At 64.6% G+C, this 14,133-nt stretch carries 15 protein-coding genes and 1 riboswitch; of the genes, 10 read left to right on the forward strand and 5 right to left on the reverse strand.

The features are described from left to right. Positions 1 to 5: 5 nt before the first annotated feature. Both A8950_RS12230 and A8950_RS12235 read left to right on the forward strand, forming a co-directional pair. A complete protein-coding gene (locus tag A8950_RS12230) occupies positions 6 to 1,064 on the forward strand; it encodes an imelysin family protein (protein ID WP_133613966.1) in 1,059 nt (352 codons plus the stop codon). Beyond that, positions 1,039 to 2,097: a DUF1513 domain-containing protein gene (locus A8950_RS12235; protein ID WP_133613967.1), complete on the forward strand. Its 1,059-nt coding sequence runs from the start codon at positions 1,039 to 1,041 to the stop codon at positions 2,095 to 2,097. The genes A8950_RS12230 and A8950_RS12235 overlap by 26 nt, the downstream gene beginning before the upstream one ends. On the opposite strand, the gene A8950_RS12240 is transcribed toward A8950_RS12235, so the two are convergent. After that, positions 2,094 to 2,855 (reverse strand): GntR family transcriptional regulator, encoded by a 762-nt coding sequence (locus A8950_RS12240; protein ID WP_166645142.1) that lies wholly within the window; start codon positions 2,853 to 2,855, stop codon positions 2,094 to 2,096. The two genes, A8950_RS12235 and A8950_RS12240, sit on opposite strands and share 4 nt — an antisense overlap. A gap of 172 nt (positions 2,856 to 3,027) precedes the next feature. Between A8950_RS12240 and A8950_RS12245 the strand changes: the two genes are divergently transcribed. The 8 genes from A8950_RS12245 (at position 3,028) to A8950_RS12280 (ending at position 9,277) form a co-directional block, all read left to right on the forward strand. Further along, complete coding sequence (locus tag A8950_RS12245; protein ID WP_166645143.1) at positions 3,028 to 3,489, forward strand: PAS domain-containing protein; 462 nt, start codon at positions 3,028 to 3,030, stop codon at positions 3,487 to 3,489. A 178-nt stretch (positions 3,490 to 3,667) separates the two neighbouring features. Further along, positions 3,668 to 4,081 (forward strand): hypothetical protein, encoded by a 414-nt coding sequence (locus A8950_RS12250; protein ID WP_133613970.1) that lies wholly within the window; start codon positions 3,668 to 3,670, stop codon positions 4,079 to 4,081. 160 nt (positions 4,082 to 4,241) lie between these two features. Continuing rightward, positions 4,242 to 4,622, forward strand: coding sequence for a glycine zipper family protein (locus A8950_RS19960; RefSeq protein WP_133613971.1), 381 nt, complete (start codon positions 4,242 to 4,244; stop codon positions 4,620 to 4,622). 153 nt (positions 4,623 to 4,775) lie between these two features. Beyond that, positions 4,776 to 5,303 (forward strand): inorganic diphosphatase, encoded by a 528-nt coding sequence (gene ppa, locus A8950_RS12260; RefSeq protein WP_133613972.1) that lies wholly within the window; start codon positions 4,776 to 4,778, stop codon positions 5,301 to 5,303. A 538-nt stretch (positions 5,304 to 5,841) separates the two neighbouring features. After that, positions 5,842 to 6,609: an SDR family NAD(P)-dependent oxidoreductase gene (locus A8950_RS12265; protein WP_133613973.1), complete on the forward strand. Its 768-nt coding sequence runs from the start codon at positions 5,842 to 5,844 to the stop codon at positions 6,607 to 6,609. A gap of 11 nt (positions 6,610 to 6,620) precedes the next feature. Beyond that, positions 6,621 to 7,820 carry an acyl-CoA dehydrogenase family protein gene (locus A8950_RS12270; protein WP_133613974.1) on the forward strand — a complete coding sequence of 400 codons (1,200 nt, stop codon included), beginning with the start codon at positions 6,621 to 6,623 and terminating at the stop codon, positions 7,818 to 7,820. Between the two features lie 6 nt (positions 7,821 to 7,826). After that, complete coding sequence (locus tag A8950_RS12275) at positions 7,827 to 8,873, forward strand: phosphotransferase family protein (RefSeq protein WP_133613975.1); 1,047 nt, start codon at positions 7,827 to 7,829, stop codon at positions 8,871 to 8,873. 2 nt (positions 8,874 to 8,875) lie between these two features. Beyond that, positions 8,876 to 9,277 carry a DUF6285 domain-containing protein gene (locus A8950_RS12280; RefSeq protein ID WP_133613976.1) on the forward strand — a complete coding sequence of 134 codons (402 nt, stop codon included), beginning with the start codon at positions 8,876 to 8,878 and terminating at the stop codon, positions 9,275 to 9,277. Positions 9,278 to 9,279: 2 nt separating this feature from the next. Here the strand turns inward: A8950_RS12280 and A8950_RS12285 are convergent, their stop codons facing one another. From A8950_RS12285 to A8950_RS12300, 4 genes are all read right to left on the reverse strand, one after another. Then, positions 9,280 to 9,849, reverse strand: a complete 570-nt coding sequence (locus A8950_RS12285; protein ID WP_133613977.1) for a manganese efflux pump MntP — start codon at positions 9,847 to 9,849, stop codon at positions 9,280 to 9,282. Between the two features lie 94 nt (positions 9,850 to 9,943). After that, positions 9,944 to 10,063, reverse strand: a riboswitch (yybP-ykoY riboswitch). A 39-nt stretch (positions 10,064 to 10,102) separates the two neighbouring features. Then, the gene (locus tag A8950_RS12290; RefSeq protein WP_133613978.1) at positions 10,103 to 11,515 is read right to left on the reverse strand and encodes an FGGY family carbohydrate kinase; all 1,413 of its coding nucleotides are present in this window, start codon (positions 11,513 to 11,515) and stop codon (positions 10,103 to 10,105) included. Between the two features lie 2 nt (positions 11,516 to 11,517). Continuing rightward, complete coding sequence (locus A8950_RS12295; protein WP_133613979.1) at positions 11,518 to 12,750, reverse strand: NAD(P)/FAD-dependent oxidoreductase; 1,233 nt, start codon at positions 12,748 to 12,750, stop codon at positions 11,518 to 11,520. Beyond that, complete coding sequence (locus A8950_RS12300) at positions 12,743 to 14,131, reverse strand: NAD(P)/FAD-dependent oxidoreductase (RefSeq protein ID WP_243735620.1); 1,389 nt, start codon at positions 14,129 to 14,131, stop codon at positions 12,743 to 12,745. The genes A8950_RS12295 and A8950_RS12300 overlap by 8 nt, the downstream gene beginning before the upstream one ends. Positions 14,132 to 14,133: the final 2 nt, after the last annotated feature.

Genomic DNA, 14,133 nt, shown 5'->3' on the forward strand with positions numbered 1-14,133 from the left:
AAGCGATGACCGACAATCAATTCGACAAGATTTCGCGGCGCCAGACTTTGGCCACCATGCTGGCTATCGGTATGGTCGGGCGCATGGCGCATCCGGCCGCGGCCGCTGATTTCGGAGCTTTCAATACCGGCTATGCGAAGGCCATCGTGGTGCCGGCGCTCGCAAGCTTGCAGGCTGCCGCAGATCAATTCCACGACTTGGCGCAGCGCGCGGGCGGGAACCCGGATGCACCCGATATCGAGGCGCTGAGGGCCGGCTTCAACGATCTCGCCGATGCCTGGGCGGCGGCGCAGTTGTTTCGCTTCGGGCCGCTGGCCGATGCCCAGCGAGCCGAACGCTTTTCCTATTGGCCGGAGCGCCGCAATATCATCGACAAGCAATTGTCGTCGCTCCTGGCGGGCGGCGAGGCCAAGACGATGTCGCCGCAGCGCCTGGGCGAAGCCAGTGTGGCCGTACAGGGCCTTCCGGCGCTGGAGCGTCTGCTCTACACCGACAATCTGCGCCATGAGGCTTGGCTTTCAGTTGCGATTGCCGCGAATCTGCAGTCGATCGCCACGGAAGCGGCTGCGGCCTGGCGAGAAGCGGCGGTCAACCCGGCGCCCTTTGCCGCAAGCCCCGTCGAGGCGACGACGCAGTTCTATACCAACCTGCTTACCCTCCTCCAGATTGTCGCGGAGCAGAAGATCGGGGTCCCGTTGGGAAGCGAGCTGGCAGCGGCAAAACCGAAGGCAGCCGAGCAATGGCGCTCCGGCCGCTCGCTGCGCAACATCCGCCTCAACCTCGCCGCGGCGCAGGCAGCTTTCCTGGATGAAGGCGGCTTCGCGGCGCTGGTCGCATCGGACGAGCTCAACGGTGCGGTGGCAGCAGCCTTTGCCGAGGCAATCGCGGCAGCCGATCGTGCCGGCGAGGATCTGGTGGCTGATGTTTCCGACCCGGCACGGCGATCGCTTGTAACAGAACTTCTGGTCAGGGTGAATCATCTGCGCGACATGTTGCGCCAGGACGTTCCGCCGGTCATCGGCATCACCCTGGGCTTCAATGAACTGGACGGCGATGGCTCCTGAATTGTCGACGCCGGCATATCTTGCTTGTTGTGGGGTGGGCGGCGGCTTCGCAGCCATCGGGCTGGATGGCGATGGCCGTCCACTGTGGCATCAAACGCAGCCGGCCCGGGCGCATGACATTATTGGTCATGCAGACCTCGGTATTTGCGCGGTGGTGGCGCGAAAGCCGGGCACCTATGTCGCCGTCTGCGACCTGGTGACCGGTAAGACACAAGTGACTTGCAAGGCCGTATCCGGGCATCACTTTGACGGCCATGGTGTCTTCAGCCTCGACGGCCGGGAGATCTTCGCCACGCAGAGCGCCGACCGGACGCAGGACGGCCTGATTGCGGTCTACGACACCAGAAGCGGGGCGTTGCTGAGGACCTTCCCCAGCCAGGGCACCGAACCCCACGAATTGATTTGGTCGGAACCAGGCATTCTCGCAATCGCCCATGGTGGCATCGTCAACCGCAACGATCCGGATGCGATCGATTCATCCCTGGTGTTGCTCGAAGCCGAGAGTGGCGAGGTCCTGCGGCGCTGGGTGCTGGATGATGATTGGGAAACACTGTCGATCCGGCATCTAGCCGGCCTAACGGATGGCGGCATCGTCTTTGCGATGCAGGACCAGGACGCCGCGACCGACCGGCGTCCGCTGGTCGGTATTGCCACTGCCAGCGGCGCATTGTCTTTCCTGCCTATTCCCCCGGAACTGCAACCCAGGCTGGATGGCTATATCGGCAGCGTGGCGGCGGACACCGCTGGCCGCGTTGTCGCCGCCACTGCGCCGCGCGGTGGCGTGGCAATGTTCTGGTCCGTGGATGACGGCCGCTTTATTGGCCGCGTCGACCTGCCCGATGTCTGTGGCGTGGCGCCCGGCGCAAAGCCGGGGACTATGCGCCTCACCAGTGGTCACGGCCGCCAGCTATTGGCGGCGGTGGATTCCCGAAACGGCATTTCGGGTCTCGAACTGGCGGAAATGACCGAGGCCGGCATTCAATGGGACAACCATCTGGCGCGGGTCGCGCCGGGCGCCGGCGGGCTGGGTTAGGGCCTGGCTTCGGTGTCGCGAACCTGGGCCATGCGTGCCAGCATCATGGTGATGTGGTTGCGGCGGATATAACCGACCGCCTGGTAATCCTCGATCTCCAGGGCGCGCTGGGTTTCCTCGACCTCGTGAAGAAAATGCGTGACCTCGATGCGAATGTCGGCGCGTTCCATCCAGCCGTACCAGAAGCGGTCGGTCTGGTGGTAGAGCGTGTCGATGAAGCTGCGCAGCATGCGCGCGCCGATCACATGGTTGACGACATTGTGGAAGCGCTCGCACAGTTCGGCGAACCGCTCGACGATCGGTGGTTCCTTCTGACGCAGCAGGTCGATCACCCCTAGGCGAATCGATTCCAGTTCTGCCAGCTGGTCCCTGTCGAGCGGTTGCGGCGAATGCTTGCCGATCATCGCGGCCAGTTCGCAGCGCAGCGCATAGGCCTGGTCGATTTCGGTGCGATCCGGATCGGTCACCGTGACGCCGACCCCATTGCGGATCTTGACCAGGCCGCCTGCCTCCAGCAATTGTAGCGCCTGCCGCACGGGCGTCCGGCTGAGGCCGAATTCGGTGGCGAGGTCGGACTCGCTCAATTTTGCCCCTGGCGGATAGGCACGGGTCGCGATGCGCAGTCGCAACTGGTCATAGACCTGCGCCGGGGTCATCGACGACTTGCCGGTGGGCGATTTGCCGCCCGTCCGGGGTGCGCCGCCCTTGCGCTGATGGCCAGGCTTGGTCCATCCGCCGGTCGTTGCCGATCTGGCCATAAGGCAAATTTTCCCTTCAACACCTATTCTCATCATCTGTCTAAAGCGGGCAGCCGCCGTGTCAATACCGCGTAACGGCACTGTCTGGCGGATGGATACGCATTTGGTTCATACTGTCCCTGGCTTCGCGCAGCTGCCGCGGGCCGTCGCTGGCCGCGGGGAAGTGGCAAGGATGGATGCATCTTACAGCCGGGAACTGGAAGCCAGGGCGGAACATCCGACGATCAAGCGCATGATCGCACTCTGGGAGAGCAAGAGGGCGGGGCGGGCAGCACCGCTCCGCGCCGATTTTGATCCGGCCGAGATGGTGTTCGCCCTGGGCGATCTCAGCCTGTTCGATATCAAGGACAATCCCCGACGCTATTGGTGCCGGCTGGACGGGACCCGGCAGGTCGAACTCTTCGGTGTCGATTGCACCGGGAAACACCTCGATGAGGCCTTCTCGCCGGACTATTACGCGATTGCTCACAAGAGTTTCACCGAAGTGGCAGATAGCGGATTGCCAGGCCTCTATCAGCGGCAGATTCCCTATGCCGGTCGCCTGATCCGCTACGAGGTGGCACTGCTGCCGCTGTCCCGTGACGGCACCAGGATCGACATGCTCCTGGTGGTCCTGACACCGCACTGGGACTGAGTTACAGGCCCGATAAGTCCCCTGCGGCGTGATGTGGCTCACGCCGCAGGCTGGTTTGCATCCCTTCGGCCCGGATTCTGTGCGGCAGGTCACTGCGCCGGTTTCGGACTGCCGCTAAATAGCCAGTCATACCGAACGGCGCGGCCGGTTTCGGACAGGTTGGGAAAGGGATCACACCATGAAACGGATTGCTCTGCAGCGGATTGCTCTGGCCTTCGCGATATTGACCGTGTCGGGCGCGGCCCAGGCGCAGACCTATCAGCCTTATCAGCCCCAGTATCCGAACCAGTACCAGACCCAGTATCAGCCCCGGAATTACCAGCAGGACCTGGCGGAATGTCAGGCCTATGCCAACCAAGTGAGCCCGGTTCAGGATGCCGCCGTGGGTGCCTTGGGTGGCGCTGCGGTTGGCGCCGGTCTCGGGGCCCTGACCGGGGCTGCCTTCAAGGGCGTCAGCGTCGGCAAGGGTGCGGCAATCGGCGCCATCGGTGGCGGCGTCATTGGCCTGGCTGGCGGCGCCTATACCGGTCATCAGAACCAGCGGGAAGTACTCAACAATTGCATGCGCGGGCGTGGCTACAGCGTCTACTGAGATGACGGTTTCCGGCTGCAAATGTGCGCCAGATCACTCAGATTTGACTGGGTGGGAGCACCGGGAACCGCGTTATACTCCGTGTAATTTCGCGGACGCTCCGGGGACGGCGGGGGCAGACCCTGCCGCACGGGGGAAAAACACAGGAAAGGACAATCAGATGAAGCGTTTCGTGGCGTTGGCCCTGGCCTCGGCGGTGTTGGCGGGCTGCTCCAGCTTCAGCCAACCCATGGTAGACACCAAGGGCGTCGATTCGGCCAGGTTCAACCAGGACAAGTACGAGTGCGAGCAGTATGCGGCCCAGGTAAGCCCGGTTGGTGATGCCGCCGTTGGCGCGCTGGGTGGTGCTGCGGCGGGTGCTGCCCTTGGCGCCATCACGGGCGCTTTGGTGGGTGGCGTTGGCGCCGGCGAAGCGGCCGCCTTCGGCGCTGCCACCGGTGGTGCGCTCGGCCTCGGCGGCGGCGCCGTCACCGGTGTTCAGAACCAGAATGACGTTTATCGCCGCTGCATGGCTGGTCGCGGCTATAACGTCCTCAACTGATTGATTTTGTTAACAATTGACCCCGCCCAGGCGACGCCAGGGCGGGGTTTTTTGTCGCGCGGGCGGATTTCTGTTGCGAAATCGACCGGGTAGTCCTTATGTGCACTGCAGCATTGGGCGCCAAAGTGGCGTCATCCGCTCAGGAAACTCCACATGGATATCAGCAAGATCAAGATCGGCGAAAATCCGCCCTACGATATTAACGCAATCATCGAGATTCCGCTGGGCGGGTCGCCGGTGAAGTATGAACTCGACAAGGATTCGGGCGCCATGTTTGTCGACCGTTTCCTCTACACCGCCATGTTTTACCCGGGGAATTACGGCTTCATCCCGCATACGTTGGGTGGCGATGGCGATCCCCTCGACATCGTGGTGTTGGGCCCGACCCCGGTCGTCCCAGGCGCCGTGGTGCGCTCGCGCCCGGTCGGCTGCCTGATGATGGAAGATGAAGCCGGTGGCGACGAGAAGATCATCGCTGTGCCGGTCGACAAGCTGCACCCTTTCTACTCGAATGTCGGTTCGTATCGCGATCTTCCCGAGGTGCTGCGGGAGCAGGTGCGGCACTTCTTTACGCATTACAAGGACCTGGAAAAGGGAAAGTGGGTCAAGTTTGCGCGCTGGGCCGAGCCCGAGGAAGCGATGGAATTGATTCGACGCGGGATAGAAGCGGGACGCAAATAGCGCTGGCGCAATAAAGAGAACAAATATTGCGCAACATGCGCATATTTGTTGCGTAATGCTTGATTCAGCACGGCGATGGTGCCACGTTCCAAGGGCTGGTTTCCTGGATCTTCCAGCGCCGCGCCAACGGAGCTCCAAGTTCATCTCGGGAGGGTCGGGGCAGCGAGGCAGCGGAAGGTGACTCGGTCCACCAACCAGGGAGGGTGCCTAAAAACATGACTCCACCGGCGATAAACAGCGACAATCTGGCTACGACAGCAGATTGAGCACTCAGCTCTCACACTGAGAACCTGGGATACCGAGGGGTTACGGCCCGCGACGGACCGGACCTGAGATTGGCTCTTCGCGGAGCGGTTCTCCTCGCCGCGGCAAGCCGGTCAGCTAGATCCCAGCGACAGACAAGCGAAGCGAGACCCCGCCAGTGCCGAGGCCAGAGCGGGGTCTCCGTTTTCCGGGGTAGCCGTTTTTTCGTCGTCGGACGGCATCAATCGGGCATAGTACCGCTGGATCGCAACGGACCGGGTTGCCAGGGGGACCCATGCCGTCACCATTTGATCTTGCTGGAGAAGTCGCTCTCGTTACCGGAGCCGGCGGCGAGTTGGGCCGTCATTTTGCTCGTGTGCTGGCGGAAGCCGGCGCTGCCGTGGCTCTGATTGGTCGCCGGGCCGCGCCGGTCGCGGAGGAAGCCGAACGACTGCGGGAGATTGGCTTTCGCGCCATTGGCATCGTCGCAGACGTCACCCAGGCCCACGCCCTTGCCGGTGCCTGCGCGGAAGCAGAGGGGGAACTGGGGCCGATCTCGATCCTGGTGAACAATGCCGGCCGAACCGCAACGGTTCCGGCCCTGGAGGTCGAGGAGGCCGCCTGGGATGACATCCTCGACACCAATCTCAAGGGTGCCTGGCTCATGAGCCGAGCCATGGCGCGCCGTTGGGTGGAGGCGAAGCGGCCAGGCAACATCATCAATATTGCCTCGATTCTCGGCCTGCGCGTAGCCAGCCAGGTCCTGCCCTATGCGGTTTCCAAGGCCGGCCTCGTGCAGATGACCAAGGCCCTGGCGCTGGAATGGGCGCGGCATGACATCAGGGTCAACGCGCTGGCGCCGGGTTACATCCTCAGCGACCTCAATCGGGATTTCCTGGCGAGCGAAGCCGGCGGCGCCCTGTTGAAGCGCATTCCGCAGCGCCGCCTCGGCAGCCTCGACGATCTGACTGGTCCAATGCTGCTGCTGGCCTCGCGCGCTTCCGCCTATATGACCGGCAGCGTGCTGACCGTCGATGGCGGCCATCTCAATTCCGGCCTCTGAAGGATCCCTGCATGGATTTCCAGATCAGCGATCGTGCCCGCGACTTCGTTGCCCGTATCGACGCCTTCCTCGAGCGCCATGTCCTGCCGCTGGAAGTAGACCGGGCCAATTTCGATGTCGGCGAGAACATTCGCGACGACATCTTGCAGGGCCTGCGCGCAAAAGCCATGGCCGAGGGCCTGTGGAATTTCCAGCTGCCCGAGGCGATGGGCGGGCCGGGCCTCAAATTCACCGAACTGGTGCCGATCTATGAAGCAGCCGCCCGGTCGATCTTCGGCCCCGTCTGCTTCAACATCGCGGCACCCGATGACGGCAACATTCACCTGCTCGCGCGTGTGGCCACGCCCGCGCAGCAGGAGCGCTGGCTGATGCCGATCGTCCATGGCGAGGTACGCTCGGCCATCGTCATGACCGAGCCGGCGCCCGGCTCCGGTTCGGATCCAGCCGGCATGATGCGCACGACAGCCGAGAAGAAGGGCGAACTCTGGACCATCCGCGGCCATAAATGGTTCATCACGGGGGGCGAGGCGGCAGAGCATTTTATCCTCCTGGCCCGCACCTCGGATGACCCGCGGCGGGGCTTGACCGCCTTCCTGTTCGACAAGTCACAACCCGGCTGGCGGATCGAGCGGCGCATTCCGATCATGGGGCCCGAGGAACATGGCGGCCATTGCGAGCTCGCCTTCGATGGCCTGGAAATTCCTGACGAGAACCGCCTGATGGGGGTGGGCGAGGGGATGAAGGCGGTGCAAATACGCCTCGGCATCGCCCGCCTCACCCATTGCATGCGCTGGTCGGGCCTGGCCAAGCGGGCGCTCGACATCGCCGGCCAGCATGTGCAGGTGCGCGAGGCCTTCGGGCAGACATTGATGGCGCATGAGGGTGTCCAGTGGATGCTGGGCGATGCAGCCCTGCAGGTGCAGATGGGTCGACTGCTGACCCTGCACGCCGCCCACAGGCTGGATTGCGGCGACCGGGCGCGGAAGGAAGTGTCGATGGCCAAGATCGCTGTGGCCGATGCGCTGCACAAGGCGGTCGATACCGCGATCCAGTTGCTCGGCGCCAAGGGTTATTCCCGCGACACCATCCTGGAATGGATCTATCGCTATGCCCGCCAGGCCAGGCTGGTGGACGGCGCCTCGGAAGTCCATAAAATGGTGCTGGCGCAACATCTCGGCGCCGAAGGGCGCGATTTCTGGAAATGGGATTGAGATCAATTGCTGGCCAACAGGATTGCGGCGCTCTGCGCCTTCGTCAGGGAAAAAAGCGGGGCCGGCGATGTCACGGCCACTCTCATCGGGCGCCTCGGCGGGGGGGCGATCCAGCACAACTGGGCGATCGACCTTTCGCTTGATGGCGTCGCGCATCCGGTTGTCCTGCGCACCGATGCGCCGAGTGGCATCGCCGAAAGCCGAGGAAAGGACCAGGAATTCGCCATCCTGCGCGTGCTGCATGCCGCCGGCATCAAGGTACCGGAACCGCTCTGGCTAGAGGAAACCGGCCGCGTCATCGGCACGCCCTTCCATGTGACAAGGCGCCTCGGCGGTTCGGCGGATCCCCGCAAGCTGGTGCGCAACATCGAGGAAGAGCCGGGCGAGACATTGGCGCGGGAATTGGGCGCCGAGATTGCAAGACTTCATGCCGTCAAGCCGGGCGACGCGCTCGGCTTCCTGCCGCAGCCGGCCTCGAACCTCGTGGCGGACCGCCTCAATCACCACCGCGCACAACTGGATGCGCTGCCTGAGCCGCAGCCGGTGCTGGAATGGGCCATCAATCGGCTGCAGGACGAGGCGCCGGCCTACTTGCACAACGATGACCGCGTCGTCCTGTGCCATCGCGATTTCCGCACTGGCAATTACCTCGTCGAGAACGACCGGCTGGTGGCACTGCTGGATCTTGAATTTGCGGGGTTGAGCGACCCCTATGAGGATCTCGGCTGGTTCTGCGCGCGCTGCTGGCGCTTCGGCATGGTCGGTGCAGAAGCCGGCGGGATCGGCAGCCGCTCTGCCTTTTACGCAGGCTATGCGGAAGCAAGCGGCCGCAATGTCGATGACGACAAGGTGCGATTCTGGGAGCAGATGGCGGCGCTGCGCTGGGCGATCATGGCGCTGGAGCAGGCCGAGCGCCATCTCGCCGGTCGCGAGCGGTCGCTGGAACTGGCCTTGACTGGATTGGTTGCCCTGGAAACGGAATACGACCTGCTGGTCGACCTCAACCTGCCGGGCTTCAAGCCGGCGCCGCGCAAGACCCGTTTGGAGAACTGACCATGAAACAGCGTCCAGGCCCCGACGCCCTGGTCGAGGCAGCGCTTGCCACGTTGCAGGAGGAATTGCTGCCGGGCCTCAAGGGTCGGCAGAAATACCTTGGCGCCATGATCGCCCGAGCGCTGCAGGTCGCCCGGGCCACCCAGGCCGCGGCACACGAACTGGAAGCGGAAGAGCGCGCCAGCCTGTCGCGGCTATACGAGCGCCGCATTGAAGGGGACCTGGTCGAAGCACGGCGACAACTCGCCGCGGATATCCGCGCCCGCAGGTTCCAGCCCGGCTCGCCAGCGGAGACTCGATTGCTCGATCACCTCGTCGAAACCACGGCCCATGACCTGCGCATCGCCAACATCAAATACCTGGCGCAACGGCAGCGGCGCCATGGCGCGGAATCTGCCGTTTAGGTCTAGGCGAATACGCCGTGCTCGAAGAGCAGCTTCACGCCAATGGCGATGAGGCAGAGACCGCCCACGCATTCGGCCCAGCGACCGAGCAAGGGGCCGGCAACGCGCGCAATCAGCACGCCGCCGAAAGTCATGCCGAAAGTCACTATGCCGATAAGCATGATGGTAAGCGGAATGTGCAGGTCCATATAGGCGAGCGTGACGCCAACGGCAGTTGCGTCGATGCTGGTGGCCATGGCGGTCAGCATCAGGACGAGTGGGCCGTGGCGGACCGGTTTGGGGGCGTCCGCATCCTTCTCGCCCATGAAGGCAAGCCAGCACATGCGGCCGCCGACACCCAGCAACAGCGCAAAGGCGATCCAGTGGTCGACCGCCTCGATATAGCGGCCGATGGTGTAGCCGAGGCCGAGGCCGATGACGGGAGCAACCAGTTCGAAGATGCCAAAATAGGCGGCGATGCGGGCAGCTTCCGCCACGCGCGGCCTGTGCAAGGCGGCGCCCTTGCCGAGCGAGGCGGCGAAAGCGTCAGCGGAAAGTGAAAAGGCGAGGGCAAGGGAGGTGGCGATGGACATCAGCTAAAATCCCGAAGCCAGTATTGAGCACAGCGGTCACGACGCCTATCCCCCTGGCTTTGGCGGGGATGGGTGCGTGCCACTGGTCTCGCCCGGTTTCGATTGATCGCCGATCATCGAAATCTGCGCATACCATGAAGGCCGAAACCTCCAAGCATGTTGATATGCGCCCTGCCTGGAGCCCGGCAGGCGGCTACTCCCCAATGAGTGACTGTCGAATACGTGCCGGCGCGGTCGAAGTCAAGCGCGGCCCTCACACGCGGCGCCAGGATTTGGCGCGCGCCACCGCATCTGCAAATCGTTCGCAGTATTCGCGACTATCCTGCCCTGGTGCCACCACTGTTGTAGCACCCGGGGGCAATTCCAGGTCGCGACCGACGGCACGTCCGGCGAAGGCTGCACAGCCGAAAGCGGTGAGTTCATCAAAACCGCGCGTCACCAATTCGCGGCCGGTGACGTCGGCCAGGAACTGAAGGAAATAGGGGTTGCGGGTGAGGCCGCCATCGACCGAAATGCGGGCATCCAAGGTGATGTTGCCGGCCATCGTGGCAACCACTTCCGCGGTCCGCAGCGCGATCCCTTCGATGACCGACCGGGCAAGGTCGGCGGGCGTTGTCTCAAGGCCCATGCCGAGCCAGAGGCCGGCGGCACCCCGGTCCCAATGCGGGCAGGCGAGCCCGGATAGCGCCGGCACGAAAACCAGTTCGCGGGCGATGGCCGGCACGCCTTCGAAACGATTGAGTGCCGCCATGTCGGGAACGAGGCCGAGTTTCAGCAGCCAGTCGACGGCCGAGCCCGCATTGTAGACGCCGCCATCGACGGCATATGTACGCTCGCCGCCGAACTGCCAGGCAAGGGTGGGCAACAGGCCCTGATCGGGCCGACGCAGGATCTCGGACCCGGTAAGGGCGAGGGCGAAGGCGCCGGTGCCGAAGGTGATCTTTGCATCGCCGGTGTTGCGGCAGCCATGGCCATAGAGGGCGGCTTGCTGGTCGACCATCGAGGCGGTCACGGGAACGCCGCCGATGGTTCCGAATTCACCGATGGTGGGGCGGATCGGAGGCAAGGTTTCCATCGGCACGCCGAAAAGATCGCAGAGCACCGGATCCCATTCGCCGGTGGCGAGGTTCATCAGCGAGGTGCGGCTGGCGGTGGTCGCATCCGTGGCGCAGGTGCCGGTCAGGCGCTGCAGGAAGAAGGCATCGGTGGTGCCGAGGCGCAGGCGCCTCTGCTTCAGCAAATCCCCGGCTGCCGGCACATGATCCAGCAGCCAGCGCAGCTTGGTGGCCGAGAAATAGGCATCAAGCGGCAGGCCGGCACGGGTCAGGGTTTCCGTCTCGGCGCCCGCAGATTTCAGCTTCTCGATCTCCGCCATCGTTCGCGCATCCTGCCAGACGATGACGGGCGAGATCGCCTCACCGGTCATGGCATCCCAGGCGAGGCAGCTTTCGCCCTGGTTGTCTATACCGATCGCCTCGGCCTTGCCGGCCGCGGCGAGGCAGGTTTGGATATGTGCAATGAGTTCTTCGGGGTCGTGCTCGACCCGGCCGTCGGCACCCAGAATCTGCCGGTGCTTCTCGCTGTGGACGATACGCGCGCCACCGTCATCCGCGACCAGAAGCGCGCGGGTCGAGGTGGTGCCCTGGTCGATGGCCACGATCGCCATGGTCAATCCTCGATCGAGACGCGGATGCTGTCAGCGCCTTCGGGCAAGGCGAGATCAGCCAGCGGTATCAGAATGCGGCGCTCGGGCAAGGTGTTTCGCCAGCCGCGCCAAATGACTCTGTCGCCGCACGAGATGCTGATCATGCCACCTGCCTTGTCGCTTGCGCGCAACTGGATGAAGTCACCGAGACCGGTACCAAGTCGCGGCAGCGCCAGGCGTTGTGGGACGGTCAGTTTGACATGGGCGCCGCGCTCGATGCTAAGCACCCGGTCAGGCGCCGGCAGATCGCCGGCAAGATCCTGTGCCACCACGGCTCCCACACGCCGCCCTTCGCGCCAGGACCAGCCGGCCGTTTCGACCGGGCGGAGCAGATTGCCGGTGGCGAAATAGGCCGCGTCGGAACAGCGGCCGTGTTGATCGACCACCGGTCCGCCGCTACCGACGTCCAGCGCCAGATGGCTTGACCGCACCAGTTCGGCTGCCGGCACGAAGCGGCCGGTGAGGATGACGCCGTCGCAATCCAGCAGAACCTCGGTATTGTCCCGCCGGAGGCGCACGCGCCCGACCTGACCGCTACCGCAGATCTCGATAAGTTCGGTTTCCAGCAGCAGCGGAACACCGAACAGGCGCGGTGCCAGGGCGTATGGTGACCATGCCGTGACGCGGTCATTCGCCTCCACCATGGCGACCGGCTGCATGCCCGCCTTGCGACAGGTGAGGAGTGCCGAGAAGGCAACCAGTTCCGATCCGATGATGACCGGGCGCGCGAAGGGTCGCTGTTTCTCCAGATAGGTAAAGGCCTGCAGGGCGCCGGTGTTGATGACGCCCTGGGGCCGGTCGCCGCCGATAAAGCGGGCGCTGCGCGGTGTCTCGCGGACCCCGGTTGCCAGGATGACACGTCGCGCCTGCAAAGTGGCGGTGCCGTCGGGTGTCGCGAGATCGAGGCTGCCGCCTGGATGCAGGGCGACGACGGTGTGCTGCCGGCGGATGTCGATGCCGGCACGTTCCGCCGTTTCGACCAGCCTCGCCGCATAGCGCGGCCCCGACAGAATACGGCCGAATTCGCGCAGGCCGAAGGGTGGGTGGCCGCAATGGCGCGGGATGCCGCCTGCCTGCTTTTCCCGTTCAAGGACGACCACCTGCGCGACACCCGCTTCGCGCAGCGCCATGGCGGCAGCAAGGCCCGAAGGGCCACCGCCAATGATGGCGACATCGCAGGCGCTCGTCTCAGCCATGGAGGCGCCCCGCGCTGATGGCAGCGACATGGGCGCTGCAATAGAAGCCCTGGCAGCGGCCCATGCCGGCCCGCGTGCGCCGCTTGAGCCCGCCCGGATCGCCGGCCGGCAAGGGCCCGGTCAGCGCCTGTTCGATCTCGCGTCTGGTTACCAGTTCGCAATGGCAGACGATCTCGCCATGCCCCGGCTGTTGCCAGTCGCGCGGCAGGTGGTCGGCAAGGTTGGGCATTCTCGGCCACTGGGGCTCGGCCCGAGTTGCGGTCTTTGCGCCGTCGTAGAGCGCAACCACATGCTGGGCAATGCCGAGGGCCGCCGTGAGTCCGGTCGAACGGATGCCGCCGACCGAGATCCAGTTCCGTTCCTTCACGCCGATACGGTATTCCTTGCGCTCGGTCGCCGGCCGCAAACCGGCATAGGTCGCGGTGACCGGAATTGGAGCGAGTCCCGGAATCATGCGCAGGGCGGACGCGTGCAGCTCTTCCAGCATGCGTCGGTCGAGGTTGGCGCGATCTCGTTCCGGCTGTTCCTCGGCCGTGGGGCCGACCAGCACATTGCCGAAGATAGTGCGGCAGATGACGACGCCCTTGGACCGCTCGGTCGGCACTGGCAGGATGATGGTGCGGAGCAGGGCGGCGGCGGCCTTGTCGAAGACGACGAATTGCCCCTTGCGCGGGCGAATCTCGAAATCGCATTCGCCCAGCAGGCTGCGTTCCAATTCGTCGCCATGGAGCCCGGCGCAATTGACCACATGCCCTGCCGTGATGCGCCCCCGGGGCGTTTCCAGCCGCCAGGACGCGCCGTCGAACGAACCGGCGGTGACCGGCGCGTTGCGCAGGCAGGCAGCACCCTCGGCCAATGCCTGGGAAATATAGGCGAGCGGCGCCGACCATGGATCGATCAGATGCTCCCCCGGTACCAGCACGGCAGCGCGCGCCTGCGGTGCAAGGTTGGGCTCACGCGCCAGCAACTCGTCGCGGCCGATGCGCCGCGCATCAGAGACATCGTTTTCATGCGCCTGGGCCAATATGCCGTCGAGTTTTGCCTCGTCCTCGTCCGACCAGGCGACGACCGCGGCGCCGGTTTCCAGGAGCGGCAGATTGAGGCGCTCGCGGATTTCCAGATATTCACGGTAGCCCGTCTGCATGCAGCGGAGCTCGAGCGAGCCCGGTGGCGCGTCGAACCCGGTGTGCAAGATGGCGCTGTTGCCCTTGCTGGCCCCTGCCAGGATATCGGGCGCGCGCTCCAGCAGGATGACGGCTGCCCCTTCCAGTGCAAAGCGCCTGGCCACGGCGCAGCCCACCACGCCACCGCCAATCACGGCCACATCCCAGTTGCGACCCAGCGCCGCTTGTGCCGTCATCCCCGCTTCCGGCTGCGCCATTT

It is taken from the genome of Dongia mobilis (genome assembly GCF_004363235.1).
GTDB classification, from domain to species: domain Bacteria; phylum Pseudomonadota; class Alphaproteobacteria; order Dongiales; family Dongiaceae; genus Dongia; species Dongia mobilis.